We start from the raw sequence: 20,916 nt of genomic DNA, 5'->3' as shown, positions 1-20,916 counted from the left end.
TTTTTTGCGTAATTCACTTAGCCCGGGGCTCATCACCTTTATGTCATCGGGCATATATCGGCCATCGCCCTCCCGATACGGTTGATCTTGCGCCAAGCCCGGTTAGTCTCCCGCGCCATCAGAACATACCAAGAGGGCGCACCCATGAAATTCGCATCCACCGCACGCGCGGCGCTGGCCGCCGGGCTTTGCTTCGGACTTGCCGTTCCCGCTTTCGCCGAAGAAGCCAAGGCCGACTATCCCACCACCGCTGCCGGTGCGGCACAGTTCATCGCCGATGCCGAGAAGGACCTGTTCCCCGCCTCGGTCGACAATGCGCGCATCAGCTGGGTGAACTACACCTACATCACCGACGATACCGACGCGCTGGCGGCGCAGTCGAACGCGGCGATCACCGAGAAGCAGGTCGCCTATGCGATCGAGGCCGCGAAGTTCGCGAACGTCCCGGGCCTCGATCCCGACGTTGCCCGCAAGCTGGGCATCCTGCGTCAGGGCATCGTCCTGCCCGCGCCGACCACGCCGGGCGCGGCGGACGAACTGAGCACGATCTCCACGCGCCTTGCCTCCACATATGGCAAGGGCCGCGGTACGCTCGACGGCAAGGAAATCAACGGTTCGGACATCGAGGCCGCCATGGGCGATCTTTCGCACACCCCGGCGGAATTCGCCGAGATGTGGACGAGCTGGCACGACAACGTCGGCGCGCCGATGAAGGGCGACTACGTCAAGATGGTCGGCATCGCCAACCAGGGTGCCAAGGAACTCGGCTATGCCGACGTCGGCGCCATGTGGCGTTCGGGCTACGACATGACGCCGGAGCAGTTCTCCGCCGAGACGCAGCGCCTGTGGGAAGAAGTGAAGCCGCTCTACCTCGCGCTGCACACTTACGTCCGCCACAAGCTGAACGAGAAGTACGGCGATGCCGTGCAGCCCAAGACCGGCCCGATCCGCGCCGATCTGCTGGGCAACATGTGGTCGCAAGAATGGGGCAATGTCTATCCGCTGGTGGCTCCGGCCGGCGCTGGCGATCTTGGCTATGACATCGGCGCGCTGCTGAAGGCCAAGGGCAAGACCCCGCTCGACATGGTGAAGTATGGGGAGGGCTTCTATTCCTCGCTCGGCTTCGCGCCGCTGCCGGAGACGTTCTGGAAGCGTTCGATGTTCGTGAAACCCGCCGACCGCGAGGTGATCTGCCACGCGTCGGCCTGGGATATCGACAACAAGGACGATGTGCGCATCAAGATGTGCACCAAGGTGAATTCGGAAGACTTTGTCACCATTCACCACGAGCTGGGCCACAACTACTACCAGCGCGCCTACAACAAGCAGCCCTACCTCTACCTCAATGGCGCCAACGACGGTTTCCATGAGGCGATCGGCGACTTTATCGCGCTGTCGATCACGCCGCAGTACCTCGTCCAGATCGGCCTGCTCGACAAGGACAAGGTGCCGAGCGCCGACAAGGACATCGGCCTGCTGCTGCGTCAGGCGATGGACAAGGTGGCGTTCCTGCCGTTCGGCCTGCTGATCGACCGCTACCGCTGGGGCATCTTCGACGGCTCGATCAAGCCGGCCGACTACAACAAGGCGTGGACCAAGATGCGCCTCGACTATCAGGGCGTGGTGCCGCCTTCGGCCCGTCCCGACGACGGTTTCGATGCAGGCGCCAAGTTCCACGTGCCGGGCAACACGCCCTACACGCGCTACTTCCTCGCGCGCATCCTCCAGTTCCAGTTCTACGAAGCGGCGTGCAAGCAGGCCGGCTGGAAGGGCCCGCTCCACCGTTGCAGCTTCTACGGCAACAAGAAGGTGGGCGAGAACCTCGACCGCATGCTGGCGATGGGCATGTCGAAGCCCTGGCCCGAGGCGCTCAAGGCCTTCACGGGTTCGGACAAGCTGAGTGCCAAGCCGATGCTTGCCTACTTCGCGCCGCTCCAGAAGTGGCTCGACGAGCAGAACAAGGGCGAAAAGGCCGGCTGGTAATACGAATGCGCCGCGGGAGCCTGGGCTCCCGCGGCGCATCTATCGGACTTTCAGGGCCGCTGCCGTCATTGCATTCCCGGCATCCACTTCGGCGGGCTGCTGTTCGCGGCGATGTTGCTGAGCGTGCCGATCCACAGCGACTGATGGCCCGAGCGGGGCAGGATATGGCCGGAGAAGCGGAACGTGACGGCGCGCGGGTGCTTGCCGAGCAGCGTGTTCAGCTGGCTGGACGCATCGCGCGAGAGTTCGAAGCGGTTCCGCCCGGTCTTGTCGTCGCAATCCGGCGCCTGAAGCGAGAAGCCGTCCACCCCCGCGACCAGCACGGCCTGGCCCTGCACCGGACCCGATGAGGTGGTGTTGACGTTCCAGCAAGCGCCCATTTCGTGAGCGGGTTTGAGTTCGGAACAACCTGTGCCTGCCAGAGCAAGCAGGCCTGCAATCGATAGTCGCACGTGTGCCGTCTTCATCGGTGCTGTCATCCTCTCTCTTTTCATTTTTTTGAGAGGATGACGCGGCATTGTCCGTCGTGCAACGAAAGATGTCATCTGCGGTTCATGAAAGACCGCGAAATCGGGGAGCCGGACGGACCCGGCTCCCCTTTTTTTCACTGTTTAGAAGTCGACAGTCACGTTCATGAAGAGCGTGCGGCCATAGACATCGTACGTGGACGGATAAGTATTCGCCTGCTCCTGGTTGTCGCCCAGGATCGGCGGCTTCTTGTTGAACATGTTGTTCATACCCACCGACCAGGTGAACTGCTTGGCCACGTCGATCGAGGCGGCAAGGTCGAAGTAGTCGAACGCCTTGATCTTTTCGACGCTGTAGTCGGTCGACACATCGTCGTCCTTGACCGGGGACAGGTGACGCCAGGCAAGCGACAGGGTCTTGCCCTCGGTCGACCAGGTCACGCGGCTGTTGAGGCGCCACTTGGCGTAGACGTTGCCGCAGAGCAGGCCGAACTTGCCGGCGCAGTCATACGACATGTCCGAAATCGTCGCGATCGGCGTGAACTTCCAGCTCATCAGGCGGGTGCCCGAGAAGCGCAGGTCCAGCTTGCTCTCGTCATTGACGCCGAACGCGAGCGGGATCGTGTAACGTGCGTCGAAGTCGATGCCGTCGGTCTTCACACCGCCGGAGTTGGTCAGGTTGTCGATGGCGCCGTTGATGTTGTAGCTCGTCGGATCGCGCGGCAGCAGCGAGCAATAGTCGGTGTTGTAGGGTGTCCAGCCATTGGCGGCAGTGCCGTAGCAGGCACCGACGATGTTGTTGGTGGTGGCGGTGGTGATGAAGTTGTCGATCTTGATGTTGTAGTAATCGACCGTCAGCGAGAAGCCCGGAATGAAGCGGGGCTGGATCACCGTGCCGAACGTCCAGGTATTGGCGGTTTCCTCACGCAGTGCGCTGTTGCCTGCGTTGTAGCTGAGGATCTGCGGATCGGTGGTGAAGTTGCCGATCTTGCCCGCCGGAACGCCCGAGGCAATGCAGCTGGCATTGAGCGTGGCATTGGAAAGCGCCGCGCTGGTGGCGCAGGGGTCGCTTGCGGTCTCGTAGTTTCCGATGCTGCCGCTGTAGAGATCGGCAACCGTCGGCGCGCGAACGGCCCGCGAATATTGCCCGCGCAGGCTGATGTCCTTGACCGGTGCCCAGACAAGACCGGCCGAGAATGTGCCGACCTGACCCGCTGCGGTCGAGTAATCGGAGAAGCGATAGGCGCCGTTGAATGCCAGACGGTCGATGAACGGCTTGTCCGCCAGCAGCGGCACGTCGATCTCCGCGAAGAGTTCCTTGACGTTGTAGCCACCCGCGGTCGGGCCGGAGGCGTTGAAGCCGATCACGTCGCCCGAGGAGAGCGCCGCGTCGGGTTCGAACTTGCCGTGTTCGTTGCGGTATTCGGCACCGAACGCCAGACCCGCGGGCCCGGCACCGAGGTCGAACAGCGAATTGTTGGTGATCGCACCGCTGGCGACCTTCTCGGTGATGGTCGAGCGGTTGACCGTATCGATCGAGATGAAGTCGGCCGCCGCCTGGCTGATGTTGCCTGCGCCGAAGATGTTGAGCGGGACGCAGCCGTTGCTCGTATCGGTGCAGACAAGGTTGCCCGCGCTGTCACGCGTGGTCATCAGCGCCTGCTGGACGCGGCTGGCCGAGACGTTGCCGTACTGGTGCTCCACCTGCCGGGTGCGGGCGTAGCTGAAGTAAGCGTCGTAGTTCCAGTCGCCCGAGATATTGCCGCGCGCGCCGATCAGGCCGCGAACGGCCTTGCTGTCCATCACCGAAATGCGGTTGCCCACTTCGTTGAGGCGGCGATAGACCGAGGCGGACGTATAGCCGTCGCCATCGGTATCGTAGCTTTTCAGCAGCGCCTGCGAGTCAGCCGAGAGGAACGAGCTGTTGGTGTCGATCTCGTACGTGCCCGAGAGCGGCGTGGGTGCCAGCTGGTTCTCGACGCGGTTATGAACGTACTGGCCCTCGCCATAGATCGTCAGGTGATCGCTAACGTCGAAGTGGGCCTGACCGAACAGCAGTTCGCGCTTCTGCGGGACCTGAAGGTAGTTTTCCGAGGCGTAGTTATAGGCGTCTGCCGAGGTATAGTCCCGGTAGCTGCCGTCCTGATTGAACATGTAACGGTTGCCGTCGAGCGAGATCGCGCCCTGCGGGATGTAGCTCGAACCACCGGCCGTGAGGCCGCCCGCGCCGTCTTCGGTCTGGGTCGTCGCGGTGTACTTGCGGGCCGACTGAAGGATCGGATTGCGGCGCATGTAATCGCCATAGAGCGTGATGTTGCCGCGCCCGTCCGCGAAGTTCTTGCCGACCAGCAGGCCGCCGCCATACTGCGCGCCGTCGCCCTGTCCGGTCAGGCGGTAGTTGGCGTTGGCCTGCACGCCGTCATAGTCCTGCTTGGTCACGAAGTTGACCACGCCGCTGACCGCGTCCGAGCCGTAGACTGCCGACTTGCCGCCCGTGACCACGTCCACGCGCTCGATCAGCGCGGTCGGGATCGTGTTGAGGTCGACCACCTGGTTGGTGTCGTAGGAAACGTAGCGACGGCCGTTGACGAGGATCAGCGTGCGCACTGCGCCAAGGCCGCGCAAGTCCGCCGTGGCGACACCGCCGCCGGGGTTGTTCGACGATGCGGTTGCGCCCGGAAGCACCTGCGGCAGGTCCTTGAGGATGTTCTCGACATTGACCTGTCCGGTCAGTTTGATCTCTTCCCGGCTCACCGCCATGATCGGCGCGGCCTGTTCGAGATTGGCGTTGGACAGGCGCGAGCCGGTGACCACGATGGCGCCCGTATCGGCACCGGCGTCGGTTTCATTGCCGGAAGTGGCGGCGGTGTCTTGGGCCTGAGCTGCGACCGGCAGGCCCATGAGGAGCGTGGACGCCAGAAGAAGGCGCTTCATCTCGGATGTCATTGATTACTCCCTATTGCGGATCTCGGCGCGGGAGAGGGGTGTGCGCGTCGAAATCAGGAAAGGGTGTCTGCGCGGGAGTCCCACGCTTGTCATGCACGATCAGTAGTTGTGTTGGATTGATTCAGGGCCAGTTGTAGAACTGCCACAACTATTTCAGATCAAGAAAAGAAGATGAAAAATTCGAAATTCAAAAGAAATACAATTGAAATGGAATTTCATGTTCTTTTCTTGAAGGGTGATATCTCGATTATTGGTTGTTTGAGTATCAATCAAGTCAAAAAGTGTCGATAATATCGTATATTGTGGAATATAATTATACCGTCCTGTGGTGGCGCGATGGTTGATTGCGCTGGTCGGCCGGAGAGGCGTGCAACGAAAAGCCGCCGCTTTCATGACGAAAACGGCGGCTCATTCGTGTCTTGGTGATGGACCGGCGCCGAACCGCCGCCGTTTAACGGAACGGCGGTTCGTTGAATGCGCGCAGCTTGCGGCTGTGCAGGCGCTCGCCCTCGGCGCGCAGCAAGTCGCAGGCCTGGAGGCCGATCTTGAGATGGCTGGCGATGGCTTCCTCATAGAACCGGTTGGCCTGGCCCGGCAGCTTCAGTTCGCCATGGATCGGCTTGTCGGAAACGCAGAGCAGGGTGCCGTAGGGAACGCGGAAGCGGTAGCCCTGCGCGCTGATCGTGGCGCTTTCCATGTCGATGGCGATGGCGCGGCTGAGGCTGAAACGGTGCGCGGATTCGGTGTAGCGCAGTTCCCAGTTGCGGTCGTCGGTGGTGACAACGGTGCCCGTACGCATGCGCTTCTTGAGATTGGCGCCGCCTTCGCCGCTCACCGCCTCGGCCGCGCTGGCAAGGGCCTGCTGCACTTCGGCAATGGCAGGCAGCGGGATTTCAGGCGGCAGCACGCGGTCAAGCACGTGATCGTCGCGCAGATAGGCATGGGCGAGCACATAGTCGCCGATGCGCTGGCCTTCGCGCAGGCCGCCGCAGTGGCCGATCATCAGCCAGACCTCGGGGCGGATGACCGCGAGGTGATCGGTGATGGTCTTGGCGTTCGAGGGGCCGACGCCGATATTGACCAGCGTGATGCCCGACTTGTCCGGCCGGATCAGGTGATAGGCCGGCATCTGGTGGCGGCGCCACGCAGTGTCCGACAGGCGTTCACGCGCATTGTCGACCGGCGTGTCGAGATAGAGCCCGCCCGCGCCAGAAAGCGCGGTGTAGCCATCGGTGCCGATCTGCCGGCCCGCCCAGTCCACGAACTCGTCCACGTAGCGGTGGTAGTTGGTGAAGAGGATGAAGCGCTGGCAGTGCTCGACGCTGGTGCCGGTATAGTGTTGCAGGCGTGCGAGGCTGAAGTCGGTGCGCAGCCCGTCGAACAGGGCTAGCGGCAGCGGCTCGTCCTGCGGGTGCATGAAGGTGCCGTCGGCGATCTCGTCACCGATCATGGCGAGTTCGGTGGTCGGGAAGTGCGCCGCCAGTTCCTGCGGCGTGACGCTGCCCATGCCGATGCCGTCGAGCACGTAAGGGAAGGGGATCTCCTGCGTGGAGCGGCCCACTTCGATGGCGATTTCATAGTCTTCGTGAAGCAGGCCGAGCTGTTCGTGCAGATAGTCTGCGAAGAGCCGCGGGCGGGTGATCGTGGTGACGTATGTGCCGATGTCGTTCAGCCGTCCGAACGAGCGGCTGTAGAGCGAACCGCGCTCGACGCCATGATAGGTGATGCGCAGCTCGGGATAGCACCAGGCGCGTGCTTCGCGGCGTTCGACAGGGGGGAGTGTGCCGTTCTCGACAAAGGCGGCGATATCGGCCTTCAGAGTGGTGACGGCGGTTTCGTAAACGCGGACCAGTTCCGCGATCGTGCTTTCGATCGTTTCCATCGCCCACACTTACGCGATTCGTATTGCAGTGCAATAGTCGGGCCGGGCGATTGGATTGGGGTGTTTGCGTGGGAAGGTTTCACGCGGAGGCGCGGAGACGCGGAGGATTTCTGGTGCGCCATGGGCGCCTTCAGTATGTGTCGTCAGCGTTTTGCGCGTGCCGCGAGTATGAGTGCGGCTTTGCCGCCGGCGCTATTCCTCCGCGTCTCCGCGCCTCCGCGCGCATCAATCTATGATGCGCATCAGATAGGTCACAGTTTTTCCATTTCCCAGCAGCGCCTCGCCCACGGGTTCGAAGCCGAGCGCCTGATGGAAGGCTTCGCTGGCCGGGTTGGGCGGGTCGGAATTGACCTCGCAGACCACGCATTCATGTCCGGCGGCGCGGGCCCGCTCGAAGAGATGAGCGTAGAGCTTGCGTGCAAACCCGCGCCCGCGTGCCTCGGGCGCTGTGACCACCCGGTCGACATAGACGAAGCGCCGGTAACGCGCGCGGAACCACTGGAAATTGGCGCTGTCGTAGTCCGCATCCTGATCGAAAGCGATCAGCGCTGCGTCCAGCGTTCCGGCATTCCGGCCAATCCGCGCCGCCACGAAGGCGCGCTCCACCAGCAACTCCATCCGCGCCGCGTCGGCCAGCGAAAGTTCGACCGCATGGGCATTGTTGAGCGCCAGCAGCGCCGCGCGCAATTCGGCATTGGTGGCATAGCCGGGGCGCAGGTCGGTGGGATCGGTCATCGTCGGGTCCGCACAAAGGAGAAAGGCCCCCGCTCCGTGAGGAGCGAGGGCCTTTCGAAACGCTTGGTCAAGCGGAAGGGGAAGCTCAGGCTTCCTCTTCGCCTTCTACCGCAGCTTCTTCGACCGCGATTTCGCCGGGTTCGGCGTTCGGGTCGTAGGCTTCGGTGAAGCCCGAGACGTCCTGTTCGAACATCGCGGCCATGACGTCGACGCCCTGCGACTGCAGGTCGGCTTCGTCGGGCGAGCGAGCGACGTTCACCTTGACGGTGACGGCGACTTCGGGGTGCAGGTTCACGCGAACGTCGAACACGCCGATCGTCTTGATCGGGCGTTCGAGCACGATCATGTTCTTCGCAACCTTGGCGCCATCGGCGTTCAGGGCGTCGACGATGTCACGCACCGAAACCGAACCGTAGAGCTGGCCCGAGTTCGACGAAGCGCGGATCAGGACGACCTGCTTGCCTTCGACGTCGCCCGAGTGCTGCTCGGCAGCCGAACGACGCTCAGCGTTTTCGGCTTCGATCTTCGCACGGTTGGTCTCGAAGACCTGCTTGTTACGCTCGTTGGCGCGGAGCGCCTTCTTGTTCGGCAGCAGGTAGTTGCGTGCGTAACCGTCCTTGACGGAAACGACGTCACCAATGGCGCCGAGCTTCTCGATGCGTTCGAGGAGGATGATATCCATGAGGTTCGTCCCCCTTACTTGACGATGTAGGGCAGGAGGCCGATGTGCCGGGCGCGCTTGATCGCCTGGCTCAGCTCACGCTGCTTCTTTGCGGAAACCGCGGTGATGCGGCTGGGAACGATCTTGCCACGCTCGGACATGAAGCCCTGAAGCAGACGCACGTCCTTGTAGTCGATGGCCGGAGCGTTCTTGCCCGAGAACGGGCACGACTTGCGGCGGCGGAAGAATGCACGTGCCATGGATCAGGCTCCTTCACGTTCGCGACGGCGAGTACGCTCGCGATCGCTCTTGCGCATCATGACCGAGGGGCCGCCTTCGTGCTCGTCGACGCGGACGGTCATCCAGCGGATGATGTCTTCGTTGATCGCGGTCTGACGCTCGAGCTCGGCGACAACGTCACCGGTAGCTTCGATGTTCAGCATCACGAAGTGCGCCTTGCGGTTGCGCTTGATCTTGTAGGCGAGATTCTTGAGGCCCCAGGTCTCGGTCTTGGTGACCTTGCCCTGGTTCGACTCGACGATCTCGGTGGCGGTGGCGGCAAGCGTATCGACTTGCGCCTGGCTGAGGTCCTGGCGTGCCAGGAACACGTGCTCGTAAAGAGCCACGGCACTTCCTTTTCTCTAATCTAACCGATCGCTGGCTGTCCGCGGGATTGCGGGGCCCCTCCGGCTTTCGTCCTTTCCGAGCGGCCATACGGCACGGTCGGAAGGCGCGCCCTTATGCGGGGTGGCCGGGAAATGCAAGCTCTATCCGACCGCACGCCCCCGGCCGATGCCGGAGGCGTGCGAAGCGAAACGGGCGCTCAGGGCTTGATCCCGAGCTTTGTGTAGAGCGTATCGACGCCCGGATCCAGCCGGCGGGCAACGGCGATTTCGTCCCGGCTCTCGGCCGCGCGGCCAAGGCGGGCGAGGACAATGCCGCGCATGTAACGGCTTTCGGCCTGCGTCGGTGCTTCCAGAATTACGGCATCGAGATCGTGCAGGGCATCGTCATAGCGGCCAAGGCGGAACCAGATCACTGCCCGGCTGTCGAGCGGGCCGACCGGGCTGGCGGCCAGCTCGACCGCGCTGGAGCACTGGCGAACCGCGCTTTCCACCTCGACCCCACGCATGCCCTTGATCCAGCAGGCCAGGTTGAGCAGGTCCGGGCTCTGCGGCCTCTGCGTCATCAGCGTGTCCAGCATCGACAGCGCCTCGGTTGCATCGGCATAGAGGCCCAGCTTCTCGACTTTCGACATTTGCCAGAACCGCAGTTCGTCGCCGCCCAACGCAATCTTCTCATCGATCAGTTCGCGAACTTCGTCGGTCTTGCCTTCCAGTGCCAGCAGCGTGGCCACGAGATCGGCGGAGGCGCTGTCCGAAGGATCGAGTTCCTGCGCCTTGCGGGCATCGGCCATGGCGCCCGGCACGTCGCCCAGCGCGCGGTTGACCTCGGCGCGTTCGAGATAGGAGGGCGCATCCGCCGAAAGGGCGATGGCGTGGGTCAGGTCCTCGCGCGCACCTTTGTAGTCACCGATGCCCCGGCGCACGCTGGCACGTGCGATCCAGGGATCCGGCTTGGGCTCCTTGGCCGCCATGGCTTTGGTGAGGATGCCGTCGATCGCGGCAGCCTGTGTCGTGCCCTTGGTGGCGGGAGTGAGATCCCAGCGGCGCGTGGCATTGGCGGGGGCGACGATCTGCGGAACTTGTGCCTGCGCCTTGGCGAGTTGCGCGCGGTCGGCGGCGATCAGGTCCGCGGGAACTTCCTGCCCCGAAGCGTCCTGTCGCTCGTCATAGGAGAACAGGCCGCCAGTGAGCGCCGCATGGCCGGTGAAGCGCGATCCGCCGACCGAGGCGTCGATGTCGTTCGCGCCCTGGAGCGTATAGCCCTTGCCGGCGTCCGGCAGCTTGATCCGCACATGATAGACCATGCTGACCGGCTGCGTCGTGGCGACCGGAAGCTGCCGCCATTCGGCGCGGGCACGGTCGGGGATGAAGGAGAAGTCGGCGAGCATGCTCTCCATCCGCCGTTGCATCAGCCGGTCGCGCGGCCTCCACACGGTGGTGACGATGCCACGCCCCTTGAGCACGGTAGTGGCATTGTCGGTCGAGGTTTCGATCGAAACCTCGGGGTACTGGCCTTGGCCAAGCACGCGCGTAAGCTGGCTGCGGACCATGTCGTCGCGCTGCTCGGGATCGAGCGAATTGGCGGCTAGCCCGATGCCGAGCGCCTGCGCGCCGTGGAGCGTGACTTTGGCCGTAACGACCGCCGGCAGATCGAGGCTGGTGCTCTCGTCATAGTCCGCCTCCAGTTCCAGCGTCGGCCGCGCGTTGGCGTGGGTCTCGATCAGTTCGGGCTCGGCACCGGCCGTACGCAGCGGCAGGACGTAGCCGAAATCGGGCGTGTCATGGATGTCCTCGATCCGCGAACCGAGTCCGGTACCGTCAAGCCAGAGGCTCTGTCCGCCCACTTTCGCCCGGACCAGCACGTGGTCGAACACGGCGGCGCTGGGCAGGCGGCGCGGCAGGTCGAAAGCCCCGCCTGTGGCGCTGGCGGTCACCGCCTCGGCCTCCACGCCCAGCCGGTCAAGCAGGGCCAGCAGGAGCAGGGTCTTGGCCTTGCAATCGCCGTAGCGCAGTTGCCAGGTCTCCTCCGGCTTCTGCGGCGTATAGTTGCCGCCGTTCATCTGGACCGCGAGATAGCGCACTTTGTCCTGCACGAGCTGGAGCGCGGCCTGCGCACGCGTCAACGGATCGGTCGAGGCGGCGGCGATCTTGTCCGCCTCGGCGGCCAGCGGCGTGCCGTCGGCAATCAGCCCGTGCGCCGCATAGAGCGGGGCGAACGTGCGCGAAACCTCGGGCCAGTCGCGGAACGTGGAGAATTCGAAAAGCGGCAGAGGGCGGAACCGCGCGGGTACGTCGGCCGGCATTTCGGGCTGCTTGGCCAGTGGCAGCGGCACTTCCAGTTCCATGGTGTCGCCATGGCGGACCGGGGCTGCCGGGCTGTCCTTGGTGAGGATCTGCCACTTGGCGTTCTCTGCCACCGGCCAGATCACGCGCAGGCGCCCGGTGCCGATCCGCAAGGGGCGAACGGGGAGGACGGCCATGGCCTGCACGTGATCGCCCAGCACTTTGTCATGCTGCGTGCTGGAATAGCGCAGGCGGAACAGATCGCCCACGCGCAGGCCCTGAATCGCGGCCGTGGCGCTAAGTACGCCGGTGAGCTGGCGCTGTTCGAGCAATTCCTCGCGGCGCAGCACGTCAAGCTTCATGCCGCCTTTGAGGAGGTCGATAGTCTCGCCATCGCGCACGATCGAGATCTCGTGAATGATGAGGTCTCCCTGATCGGGCGACCACTGCGCGGCGACGGTAGAGAACTGGGCGAGCATCTCGGCAGAAGCGATCCGTACCGCCGTATCGTTATAGCGCCAAAGCTGGCCGCCTTCGACCTTCTGCTGCGAATCGTAGATGGCGATGGGCGCCGTGTCGGAGCCGGTGGCGGCAGGCAGAGCGGCGACTTTCACCCAGGCGGGCGAGGGCTGGTAGAGAACGGTCTCGCCCGCAAAGGCCGGAGACGGAATAGCCGCAACGATGGCGCAGGCCAGAACGGCCCGCGAGACTTTGCCCAGATGCACCTGAATTTCCCCCAATTGAACGGCGCAAATGTGTAATCCATTGCCATTGCCGCGCAATAGGGTGGGCGAGAAATGGCACGTCTTTCTGGGCGCCCGATGGAAAGCTTTGGCCGCCTCCAAACCCCTCGTCGTCCTGAACCTGTTTCAGGATCCATAGGGCCGCTTGCACCGTGTTTTGATCGGCCAATCGCGCCTGCGTGCCCTCCACACGGATCATGCTGAGCTTGTCGAAGGATGGCAGCACCGCGCCACGCCGCCGAGGGCTTCGACAGGCTCAGCCTCAGCGGGATCGAGAAAATGGTTGAATGAGCGGAAAAAAGCTTTGGTCGCCCCGTCATCCTGAACTTGTTTCAGGATCCATCGCGCCGCTTGCGCCGTGTTTTGATCGGCCAATCGTACCTACCGCCCTCCACACCGCTCATCCTGAGCCTGTCGAAGGATGGCAGCACCGGCGCCACGCCGGCGGGGGCTTCGACAAGCTCAGCCTGAGCGGAGTTGGGGAATTGGTCGAATGAGGAAATGTGGATGCCTGCGCTAACGGTGGACGACATTGCAGCGTCGATTCTGCGTTCCAGCAAGATGCACGCAGTGGCTTCTATTGCTCATGCCGTTCAAGGGCGGCAGATGACGAATATGGCTACCGATTTTGACCAAATCACTGTGCGAATTCAGCGCTCGATTGAAAGCTTTTCCCCTCCGGCTGAACATGTAGGATTCGGCATTGAGTTGGGTCGAGAATGGTTCGTCGACCAATTGAACGACCTCAAAGCGTCGATTGTCCATCCATTTTTCGCGGAAATGCGGGACGATTTTGGTGATGGTCTCGTGGTCCTGCCAGTTATAGTCGTGGCGGACGATAGTGCGGGAACGGTCATCGCGTTTGATCCCAAAGCCGACGAGTTTGTCTTGGCCAATCGTGAGGTTGATCCTGTCGCCACCCGGTCGGCGGACTTAGTTTCATGCGGTGTAAGGGGCGACGTGGTGGATTGCTTTCTGTCGCGATAACTGAAGGCAAATGTCGGCTTATGGGAGACGATAAACAGCGAGGGAATAGCTGCAATGGCGGCGGTTCCGGAAAGGCATATCTCGGGTAAAGGCAGCGACAGATGGATTTAGCGCTCGAATTACTCCCTACCGCCCTAACTCACCGCCAGAACAAGGTTGCGCACTTGCGGGTAAACCTGCGTTTCCCAGCGCGACCCGGCAAACAGGCCATAATGGCCCACGCCGGGCTGGAGGTGGTGCCGCTTCAGATGCGGCCGCAGGCTGGAACACAGGAAGTGCGCCGCCGCCGTCTGGCCCACCGCGCAGATGTCATCCCGCTCGCCCTCGACAGTGAGCAGGGCCGTCTTGCGGATCGCACCGCAGTCCACCTTGCGGCCCCGATGCTCCAGTTCGCCCTTGGCCAGCAGCGCCCGCTGGAACACCTTGTCGATCGTTTCGAGATAGAATTCGGCCGTGAGGTCCAGCACGGCGAGATATTCCTCGTAGAACGTCTCGATCTTGTCGGCATCGGCCTGCCGGTCGTCGGCCAGCGCCTGATAGAGCTTGCGGAACTGGCCGAAGTGGCGGCCGAGGTTCATCGACATGAAGGCGGAAAGCTGGATGAAGCCGGGATAGACCTTGCGGCCGGCGCCCTTGTGGCGCCACGGCACCGTCTCGATCATCGTGTCCTGAAACCAGGCGAAGGGGTGTTCGGTCGCCAGTTCGTTGACGCTGGTGGGGCTTTCGCGGGTGTCGATAGGGCCGCCCATCAGCGTCATCGAGCGGGGTTGGCAGGGATCGTCGTCCTGCGCCATCAGCGCGACGGCTGCCAGCACCGGCACGCAAGGCTGGCACACCGCAAGCACATGCGCGCCGCGCTTGCCGTCGGCGTCACCCAGTTCCTGCAGGAAGTGAATTACATAGTCGATGAAGTCGTCGAAGCCGAAGTGACCCTGGCTCAGCGGGATGTCGCGCGCGTTCTTCCAGTCGGTGATGTAGACGTCGTGATCGCTCAGCAGCGTGAACACGGTATCGCGCAGCAAGGTCGCGTAGTGGCCGGAGAGCGGGGCGACGACCAGCATCTTCGGTTGCGGCGCTGCAACATCGTCCTTGGCAAAGTGCAGCAGGTTGCCGAACGGCAGGTCCACCACCACTTCCTCACGCACGGCGACCTCGCGGTTGCCGCTCAGTACCGAGGTAATGTTGTAGGCTGGGCGCGCATGGGTGATCGTGGCCTTCTCGAATGTCTCCGAAAGCGCGAAAAAGCGGCGTAACCAGGGCTGATCGTGGGCTCCGCCAAAATAGCGGTCCCGCATCTCGACGGTGTTGCGCGCGGCCCAGCGGGGGAGTTCGAGCAGGTCCGAATAGGCCTGGTACGCCTGGTAGAGCATGCGTGGTCTTTCCCTGCCGCGGTTTCGCGCGCGATTCGTTTCGAGGCGCAATCGGTGCTGGATTCATGCTGCGCTGCATCATAAGCTGATGCAAGCAAAAGCACATTATGCGGAGACGGCGGTGAGCGAGTCGGGAAGCGCCCAGCTATCGATTTCGAGCAAGACCTATTCGGCCTGGTCGCTGCGCGGCTGGCTCCTGTGCCGCCTTGCGGGGATCGAGGTGGAGGAGAAAGTAGTCGCCAACGATGCGGCCAATCGCGCGGAGTTGCTGCTGCTCTCGCCCTCGGTTCTGGTGCCGCGTCTCGAACATGAGGGCGCCAGCGTGTGGGACACGCTGGCGATCGCCGAATATCTCAACGAGAAATACCCCGGCGCGGGAATGCTGCCGCAGGATCCGATCGCGCGGGCGCATTGCCGCTCGATCTCGGGCGAGATCCATTCCGGCTTCACCAACTTGCGCTCGGCGCTGCCGATGAACCTCAAGGTGGAACACGAAAGCTTTCCGATCTTTTCCGGGGCGCGCCCGGATATCGAGCGGATCGAGGCAATCTGGCAGGAATGCATCGAGATCTACGGCGGCCCCTATCTGTTCGGGAGCGAGCCGACCGTGGCCGATGCCATGTATGCGCCGGTTACGCGCCGCTTCCTGAGCTATGCCGTGCCGATGAACGACCTGTGCCGCGCCTATTGCGAGACCATTGCCGTGTGGGCGCCGATGGCCGAATGGCTGGCCGCCGCCAAGGCCGAGCCAGAGGATATCGAGGAACTCGACGTCGAGTTCTGAAAGCAAAGACAACCCGGCGGGCATCGCTGCCCGCCGGGTGCTTTCGGGACCTCAGGGATCCCGCTGGGGAACCGTTCAGCGCAGAAGCGTAAGGACGTTCTGCTGGGCCTGATTGGCCTGCGCGATCATCGCGGTGGAGGCTTGCGAAAGGATCTGCGCCTTGGCCATCTGCGTGGTTTCGACCGAATAATCGGCGTCCTCGATCCGTGAGCGGGCGTCGGAGAGGTTGGTCACATTGCTGGTCAGGTTGTTGATCGCCGATTCCAGCCGGTTCTGCCCGGCGCCGAGCGAGGCGCGGTTGACGTTCAGGGATTTCAGCGCATCGTCGACATGGTCCAGCGTGTTCGAGGCGGCGGTGCTGGTCGAAACGTCCAGCGCCGTGGCGTCGAGATCGGTGCCGTCGATGGCGACCGATGTGAGAGTAACCTTTTCGCCGGAGTTCGAACCGGTCTGGATGTCGAATGTCACGTCCGAGCCGGAGGTGGTGGAAAACAGCTTGTTGCCGTTGAACGTGGTGGTGGAAAGGATGTCGCCGATCTGGTCGGTCAGCGCGGACACTTCCTGCTGCATCGCGTCGCGGTCGGTGTCCTGATAGGTGCCCGATGCCGACTGGATCGCCAGTTCGCGGACCCGCTGGAGCATGTTGGCCACTTCGTCCAGCGCGCCGTCGGCGGTCTGCGCCAGAGAGATGTCGTCGTTGGCGTTGCGGATGCCCTGGCTCATGCCGCGGATCTGCGAACTCATCGAGGTGGAGATGGCAAGGCCCGCGGCATCGTCCTTGGCGGAATTGATGCGCTTGCCGGTGGAGAGGCGCTCCATCGCGGTGCCGAGCGCCGCGTTGGCGGCAATCGATGCGTTCGAGGCGCGGATGGCGCTGATGTTCGTGTTGATGACCGACATGATTGTTCCCCAGTTTCAGTATGTTGGAAGTCACCGTCGAGGCTCGTTCCGGACAGGGGAGAGAACGGTGCGCATTGAACGCCGTTAAGGGCAGTGTGAGGGGAGCAATGGCAATCGGTCTTGCGGAAGTGCGGCGTCGGCCACCACAGAAGGCCACAAACCCCTTCATTGGCGAGGTTTTTGCCGGAATTGCTTGATCGGTGAAAAATTCCCCCGCATGGCTTGGGAATTCTGTTCAACCGACCAAGGATTGTTCTTCCAATGCCTTCCGGCCTCGTTGCCCTGCTCGATGACGTTGCGGTGATCGCGCGTGCCGCCGCCGCCTCGCTCGATGACGTGGGGGTGGGTGTGGCCAAGGCCGGGAGCAAGGCGGCCGGCGTGGTGATCGACGATGCGGCGGTGACGCCGGGCTATGTCACCGATTTCACGCCCGATCGGGAACTGCCGATCATCTGGAAGATCACCAAGGGATCGCTGCGCAACAAGCTGTTCATCCTGCTGCCGATTGCTCTGGTGCTGAGTGCGTTTCTGCCCTGGCTCATCACGCCGATCCTGATGCTGGGCGGCAGCTACCTCGCTTTCGAGGGCGCGGAAAAAGTGATCGAGAAGCTGGGCGGCGCCAAGCACGGCGAAACGCTGGAAAGCCCCGTCCAGGACGCGACGACATTCGAACAGGTGCGCGTTTCCGGCGCCATCCGCACAGACCTGATCCTTTCGGCAGAGATCATGGCCATCGCTCTTGCCGAAGTCGCCGACAGTTCGCTGGTGACGCGCGCGGTGGCGCTGGCGCTGGTGGGCGTGCTGATCACGGCGGGCGTCTATGGCGCAGTGGCGCTAATCGTGAAGATGGACGACATCGGCCTCCACCTCGCCCGGAAGGAAGGGAAGGGCACGCAGGCCGTGGGCCGCATGCTGGTGCAGGGCATGCCCAATGTGCTGACCGTGCTCGCTTCGGTCGGCACGGTGGCGATGTTGTGGGTCGGCGGCGGGATCATCCTCCACGGTCTTGAGCAACTGGGCGTTCCTGCTCCGGCGCACCTGGCGCATGACTTCCAGCACTGGCTCACGGTACTGGGCGGGCCGCTGGGCGGTGTGCTCGGCTGGCTGGGCTATGCGCTGGCTTCGGCCGTGGTCGGGCTCGTGCTGGGCGGCGTGATCGCGCTGATTGTGCATCTGATCGCCAAAGTGCGCGGCAAGGCGCACTGATCGGCGATCAGGGCCTCGATCAGGGAAGCGCCGCGAGCAGTTCTTTCGCGAATACCGTCAGCGTGTCGTCTCGCGCGCCCATGACCACCACGCGGTCACCGGGCTTGGCGATCTCGACAATGCGGCGGGCGCAGTCCTCGCGAGCGGCGACATATTCCGCCTTTCCGCCCGCTGCTTCGATCAGGCCGACGATGCGCTCGCTGCCCTGCGAGCGGTCCACCGTGCCGCCGAAATAGACCGGATCGCACAGGATCGTCACGTCATCCGGGCCGAGCTTCGCCGCGAAGACTTCGGCGAGTTCGTGGCCCATCTGGCGCAGCGGGCCATAGCCGTGCGGCTGGAAGAAGGCGATCACCCGGCCTTCGTGCGCCTTGAGCGTGGCGAGCGTGGCCGAAACCTTGTCCGGATTGTGGCCGAAATCGTCGATCACCGTCACGCCTGAGGGTGAGGTGCCGACGATATCAAATCGGCGCGCAAGGCCGACGAAACTGCCCAGCGCCTCGACCGCCTCAGCCACCGGAACCCCGGCCGCATTGGCGGCGGCAATCGCGGCCAGCGCATTGTAAAGATTGTGGCGTCCCGGCACCTTGAGGGCCAGCGCATGCGAAGAGCCATCGCGGCGATCCACGACCGTTGCGGTCAGCGAAATCGGCTCTTCCACAATATCCGTCGCGGTGATCTGCGCGTCCGGCGAAACAATCCCGAACGTCACCAGCGCCTTCGCATGGGGGGCGAGGGCGGCCGTTTCCGCATCGTCGAGGTTGATCGCGGAGATCTCCGCGCGGCTCAGGAAGTCACCGAAAAGCTGGCGGAGTTCCTCAAGGCTTTTGTGATCGAGGCTGACGTTGCCCAGCACCGCGACCTTCGGGCGGTAGAGTGCGATGGACCCATCGCTCTCGTCCACTTCCGACACGAAGACTTCGCCCTCACCCACCCGGGCACTGGCGAAAGGCGCGTCGGGCGAGGCGAAGTTCTTCATCACCGCGCCGTTCATGATCGTGGGATCGCGGCCCGCGTGGGTCATGATCCAGCCGGTCATGCCGGTGACGGTCGACTTGCCGGAGGTGCCGCCGATGGCAATGCCGAAAGGCGCAGCATTGAACAAAGTCGCCAGAAGCTGCGCGCGGCTCATGCGCAGGCAACCGAACTCTTTCGCGCGGACCACTTCGGGAACGGTGTCTTCCACCGCTGCCGAGGCGACCAAGGTCTGCGCCGCGCCGGTAATGCCGCTGCCATCCTGCGGGTGGAGCTCGAAGCCGAGGCTTTCCAGCCAGGCGAACTTTTCGGGCGTGCGGCCCTGATCGCGGCTGCGGTCCGATCCTGCGACTTTCGCGCCGTGCCCCTTTAGGATCAGCGCGAGCGGCAACATGCCCGATCCACCGATGCCGCAGAAGAACCAGGGATGTGAAGTGAGGTCGTGATGCTCGGAAGTCATGAAGCTTCGGTATGCGGCCTTGTTCGTCCTGACAACCTCGATAGGAAGGAGCCATGACCCGTATCGCAGTTTGTGCACCGTCCACCCCGATCACCCGCGAGGATGCGGAGGCCGTCGTCGCTCTGGCGGCTGCCGAGTTCCCCGATGTGGAGCTTGCGATCCACGATCAGTGCTTCGAAGTGGAAGGCCATTTCGCCGGCAGCGACGCGCGGCGGATCGCGGCCCTGGTGGAATGCGCCAACGACCCGTCGGTGGATGCAGTGTGGTTCGCGCGCGGCGGCTATGGAGCCTGCCGCGTGGCCGAAAGCGCTATCGCGAAATTCACGCATGACGCACAGAAGAAGACTTTCCTTGGCTATTCCGATGCGGGCTACCTGCTCGGCGGGCTTTATCGTGCGCGGATCGGCAAGCCGGTTCACGGGCCGATGCTGGCCGATATCCGGCGCGAAGGCGGGGCAGGGGCAGTGCGCCGCGCATTACGCTGGCTGACCGGCGATGCCTCCGGCGTCGAACCCACCGGCGACGATCATCCGCGCGTCGCCTTCAACCTGATGACGCTGTCGATGCTCTGCGGCACCCGCCTGATGCCGGGGCTGGCCAAGCATGTCGTGCTGGTGGAGGAAGTCTCCGAGTATCTCTACGCGGTGGACCGGCTGTTCTTTCACCTGACCGCGCACCTCGGCGGCGTGGCCGGCCTGCGCCTCGGCCGGGTCAGCGACGTGCCCGAAAACGACCGTCCGTTCGGCATCGAAGCCGAGGAAATCGCGCGCCATTGGTGTGCGCATCACTCGATCCCCTACCTCGGCAGCGCCGATATCGGGCATGATGCCATGAACCGCATCGTTCCCTTCGGGCTTGCCGAGAGACACTAAGGTCAATAACCCGCCGCGCCACGTTCGAATCGCAAATCGGCAGGGCGCATCCGCTAACCCGCCGGACAGGAGGAGCCGCCACATGCGTGCATTCGTATTCCCCGGACAGGGCAGCCAGAAAGTCGGCATGGGCGCCGAACTCGCCGAAGCCAGCGCCATTGCGCGCGAAGTCTTCCAGGAAGTGGACGAGGCGCTCGGCCAGAATCTCTTCCGTATCATGACGCAGGGCCCGGAAGAGGAACTGACCCTTACCGAGAACGCCCAGCCGGCGATCATGGCCAATGCCATCGCCGTCCTGCGCGTGCTGGAGAAGGAAGGCGGCATTACGCTCGCCGACAAGGCGGACTTCGTCGCCGGTCACTCGCTGGGTGAATATACCGCACTTTGCGCCGCCGGTGCTTTCAGCCTTGCCGACACCGCGCGCCTGCTGAAGCTGCGCGGCCAGTCGATGCAGGCGGCCGTTCCGGTCGGTCTTGGCGCCATGGCGGCGCTGCTGGGCGCGGATATCGAGAAGGCCACGGCGCTGGCCGAAGCCGCTGCCGAAGGTCAGGTTTGCACCGTCGCCAACGACAACGACCCCACGCAGGTCGTGATCTCCGGCCACAAGGAAGCCATCGAGCGCGCCATCGCGCTGGTGAAGGACCACGGCATCAAGCGCGGCGTGCTGCTGCCGGTTTCGGCGCCGTTCCATTGCCCGCTGATGCAGCCCGCTGCCGATGCCATGGCGGAGGCGCTGGCCAAGACCCCTCCGGGCAGCCTGCATGTGCCGCTGTTCGCGAATGTCACCGCCTCGGTCGTCACCGATCCCGCCGAAGTCCAGCGCTTGCTGGTCGAGCAGGTCACCGGCCGCGTCCGCTGGCGCGAAAGCGCGATTGCCATGCGCGAGGCGGGCGTCGAGACCTTCGTCGAACTCGGCGGCAAGGTGCTCGGTCCGATGATCAAGCGTTCGGCCGGTGAGGTGGAGGTGATCTCCGCCGTGACCATGGCCGAGATCGAGGAACTGGCGAAGGGCCTCTGATCGGGGCTCTGATCGGCG

At 63.6% G+C, this 20,916-nt stretch carries 17 protein-coding genes; 6 read left to right on the top strand and 11 right to left on the bottom strand.

What is annotated here, in order from left to right:
* Positions 1-144 precede the first annotated feature (144 nt).
* Complete coding sequence (locus tag EDF56_RS05560; RefSeq protein ID WP_132385667.1) at positions 145-1,983, top strand: M2 family metallopeptidase; 1,839 nt, start codon at positions 145-147, stop codon at positions 1,981-1,983.
* A 65-nt stretch (positions 1,984-2,048) separates the two neighbouring features.
* Here EDF56_RS05560 and EDF56_RS05555 read toward each other — a convergent pair whose 3' ends face one another.
* From EDF56_RS05555 to EDF56_RS05520, 8 genes are all read right to left on the bottom strand, one after another.
* A complete protein-coding gene (locus EDF56_RS05555) occupies positions 2,049-2,450 on the bottom strand; it encodes a hypothetical protein (RefSeq protein ID WP_132385666.1) in 402 nt (133 codons plus the stop codon).
* Positions 2,451-2,594: 144 nt separating this feature from the next.
* Positions 2,595-5,396, bottom strand: coding sequence for a TonB-dependent receptor (locus EDF56_RS05550; RefSeq protein WP_132385665.1), 2,802 nt, complete (start codon positions 5,394-5,396; stop codon positions 2,595-2,597).
* A 451-nt stretch (positions 5,397-5,847) separates the two neighbouring features.
* A complete protein-coding gene (locus tag EDF56_RS05545) occupies positions 5,848-7,278 on the bottom strand; it encodes an AMP nucleosidase (protein ID WP_132385664.1) in 1,431 nt (476 codons plus the stop codon).
* Positions 7,279-7,503: 225 nt separating this feature from the next.
* Positions 7,504-8,013, bottom strand: coding sequence for a GNAT family N-acetyltransferase (locus EDF56_RS05540; RefSeq protein WP_132385663.1), 510 nt, complete (start codon positions 8,011-8,013; stop codon positions 7,504-7,506).
* An 85-nt stretch (positions 8,014-8,098) separates the two neighbouring features.
* Positions 8,099-8,695 carry a 50S ribosomal protein L9 gene (gene rplI / locus EDF56_RS05535; protein WP_132385662.1) on the bottom strand — a complete coding sequence of 199 codons (597 nt, stop codon included), beginning with the start codon at positions 8,693-8,695 and terminating at the stop codon, positions 8,099-8,101.
* 14 nt (positions 8,696-8,709) lie between these two features.
* On the bottom strand, positions 8,710-8,934 hold the full coding sequence (gene rpsR, locus EDF56_RS05530; protein WP_021232952.1) for a 30S ribosomal protein S18: 225 nt from the start codon (positions 8,932-8,934) through the stop codon (positions 8,710-8,712).
* Between the two features lie 3 nt (positions 8,935-8,937).
* A complete protein-coding gene (gene rpsF / locus EDF56_RS05525; RefSeq protein WP_132385661.1) occupies positions 8,938-9,300 on the bottom strand; it encodes a 30S ribosomal protein S6 in 363 nt (120 codons plus the stop codon).
* A 197-nt stretch (positions 9,301-9,497) separates the two neighbouring features.
* Entirely contained in the window at positions 9,498-12,308 is a 2,811-nt protein-coding gene (locus EDF56_RS05520) for a tetratricopeptide repeat protein (RefSeq protein ID WP_132385660.1), read from the bottom strand.
* 525 nt (positions 12,309-12,833) lie between these two features.
* Here EDF56_RS05520 and EDF56_RS05515 point away from each other — a divergent pair.
* Positions 12,834-13,313, top strand: coding sequence for a hypothetical protein (locus EDF56_RS05515; RefSeq protein ID WP_132385659.1), 480 nt, complete (start codon positions 12,834-12,836; stop codon positions 13,311-13,313).
* 134 nt (positions 13,314-13,447) lie between these two features.
* Here EDF56_RS05515 and phaZ read toward each other — a convergent pair whose 3' ends face one another.
* Entirely contained in the window at positions 13,448-14,683 is a 1,236-nt protein-coding gene (phaZ, locus tag EDF56_RS05510) for a polyhydroxyalkanoate depolymerase (RefSeq protein ID WP_132385658.1), read from the bottom strand.
* Between the two features lie 88 nt (positions 14,684-14,771).
* On the opposite strand from phaZ, the gene EDF56_RS05505 reads away from it, so the two are divergent.
* Positions 14,772-15,467 (top strand): glutathione S-transferase, encoded by a 696-nt coding sequence (locus EDF56_RS05505; RefSeq protein WP_132385657.1) that lies wholly within the window; start codon positions 14,772-14,774, stop codon positions 15,465-15,467.
* A 75-nt stretch (positions 15,468-15,542) separates the two neighbouring features.
* On the opposite strand, the gene EDF56_RS05500 is transcribed toward EDF56_RS05505, so the two are convergent.
* On the bottom strand, positions 15,543-16,367 hold the full coding sequence (locus EDF56_RS05500) for a flagellin (protein ID WP_132385656.1): 825 nt from the start codon (positions 16,365-16,367) through the stop codon (positions 15,543-15,545).
* A gap of 261 nt (positions 16,368-16,628) precedes the next feature.
* On the opposite strand from EDF56_RS05500, the gene EDF56_RS05495 reads away from it, so the two are divergent.
* On the top strand, positions 16,629-17,573 hold the full coding sequence (locus EDF56_RS05495; RefSeq protein WP_132385655.1) for a DUF808 domain-containing protein: 945 nt from the start codon (positions 16,629-16,631) through the stop codon (positions 17,571-17,573).
* A gap of 19 nt (positions 17,574-17,592) precedes the next feature.
* On the opposite strand, the gene EDF56_RS05490 is transcribed toward EDF56_RS05495, so the two are convergent.
* Positions 17,593-19,008, bottom strand: a complete 1,416-nt coding sequence (locus EDF56_RS05490; RefSeq protein WP_132385654.1) for a Mur ligase family protein — start codon at positions 19,006-19,008, stop codon at positions 17,593-17,595.
* 53 nt (positions 19,009-19,061) lie between these two features.
* Here EDF56_RS05490 and EDF56_RS05485 point away from each other — a divergent pair, with 53 nt between their 5' ends.
* Together EDF56_RS05485 and fabD are read left to right on the top strand one after the other, a co-directional pair.
* Positions 19,062-19,880 carry an LD-carboxypeptidase gene (locus EDF56_RS05485; RefSeq protein ID WP_132385653.1) on the top strand — a complete coding sequence of 273 codons (819 nt, stop codon included), beginning with the start codon at positions 19,062-19,064 and terminating at the stop codon, positions 19,878-19,880.
* 82 nt (positions 19,881-19,962) lie between these two features.
* Complete coding sequence (fabD, locus tag EDF56_RS05480) at positions 19,963-20,898, top strand: ACP S-malonyltransferase (protein WP_132385652.1); 936 nt, start codon at positions 19,963-19,965, stop codon at positions 20,896-20,898.
* The last annotated feature ends 18 nt before the right edge of the window (positions 20,899-20,916 follow it).

The organism is Novosphingobium sp. PhB165 (assembly GCF_004341845.1).
Lineage (GTDB): Bacteria > Pseudomonadota > Alphaproteobacteria > Sphingomonadales > Sphingomonadaceae > Novosphingobium.
The sequence above is the reverse complement of the archived record's forward strand: the minus strand, read 5'-3'. Positions and strand labels throughout refer to the sequence as shown.

Bases quoted from the DNA above. Each gene is read 5' to 3' on its own strand.
- EDF56_RS05560 (WP_132385667.1), top strand. From the start codon at position 145: ATGAAATTCGCATCCACCGCACGCGCGGCGCTGGCCGCCGGGCTTTGC.
- EDF56_RS05555 (WP_132385666.1), bottom strand. From the start codon at position 2,450: ATGAAGACGGCACACGTGCGACTATCGATTGCAGGCCTGCTTGCTCTG.
- EDF56_RS05550 (WP_132385665.1), bottom strand. From the start codon at position 5,396: ATGACATCCGAGATGAAGCGCCTTCTTCTGGCGTCCACGCTCCTCATG.
- EDF56_RS05545 (WP_132385664.1), bottom strand. From the start codon at position 7,278: ATGGAAACGATCGAAAGCACGATCGCGGAACTGGTCCGCGTTTACGAA.
- EDF56_RS05540 (WP_132385663.1), bottom strand. From the start codon at position 8,013: ATGACCGATCCCACCGACCTGCGCCCCGGCTATGCCACCAATGCCGAA.
- rplI (WP_132385662.1), bottom strand. From the start codon at position 8,695: ATGGATATCATCCTCCTCGAACGCATCGAGAAGCTCGGCGCCATTGGT.
- rpsR (WP_021232952.1), bottom strand. From the start codon at position 8,934: ATGGCACGTGCATTCTTCCGCCGCCGCAAGTCGTGCCCGTTCTCGGGC.
- EDF56_RS05515 (WP_132385659.1), top strand. From the start codon at position 12,834: ATGCCTGCGCTAACGGTGGACGACATTGCAGCGTCGATTCTGCGTTCC.
- phaZ (WP_132385658.1), bottom strand. From the start codon at position 14,683: ATGCTCTACCAGGCGTACCAGGCCTATTCGGACCTGCTCGAACTCCCC.
- EDF56_RS05505 (WP_132385657.1), top strand. From the start codon at position 14,772: ATGCAAGCAAAAGCACATTATGCGGAGACGGCGGTGAGCGAGTCGGGA.
- EDF56_RS05500 (WP_132385656.1), bottom strand. From the start codon at position 16,367: ATGTCGGTCATCAACACGAACATCAGCGCCATCCGCGCCTCGAACGCA.
- EDF56_RS05495 (WP_132385655.1), top strand. From the start codon at position 16,629: ATGCCTTCCGGCCTCGTTGCCCTGCTCGATGACGTTGCGGTGATCGCG.
- EDF56_RS05490 (WP_132385654.1), bottom strand. From the start codon at position 19,008: ATGACTTCCGAGCATCACGACCTCACTTCACATCCCTGGTTCTTCTGC.
- EDF56_RS05485 (WP_132385653.1), top strand. From the start codon at position 19,062: ATGACCCGTATCGCAGTTTGTGCACCGTCCACCCCGATCACCCGCGAG.
- fabD (WP_132385652.1), top strand. From the start codon at position 19,963: ATGCGTGCATTCGTATTCCCCGGACAGGGCAGCCAGAAAGTCGGCATG.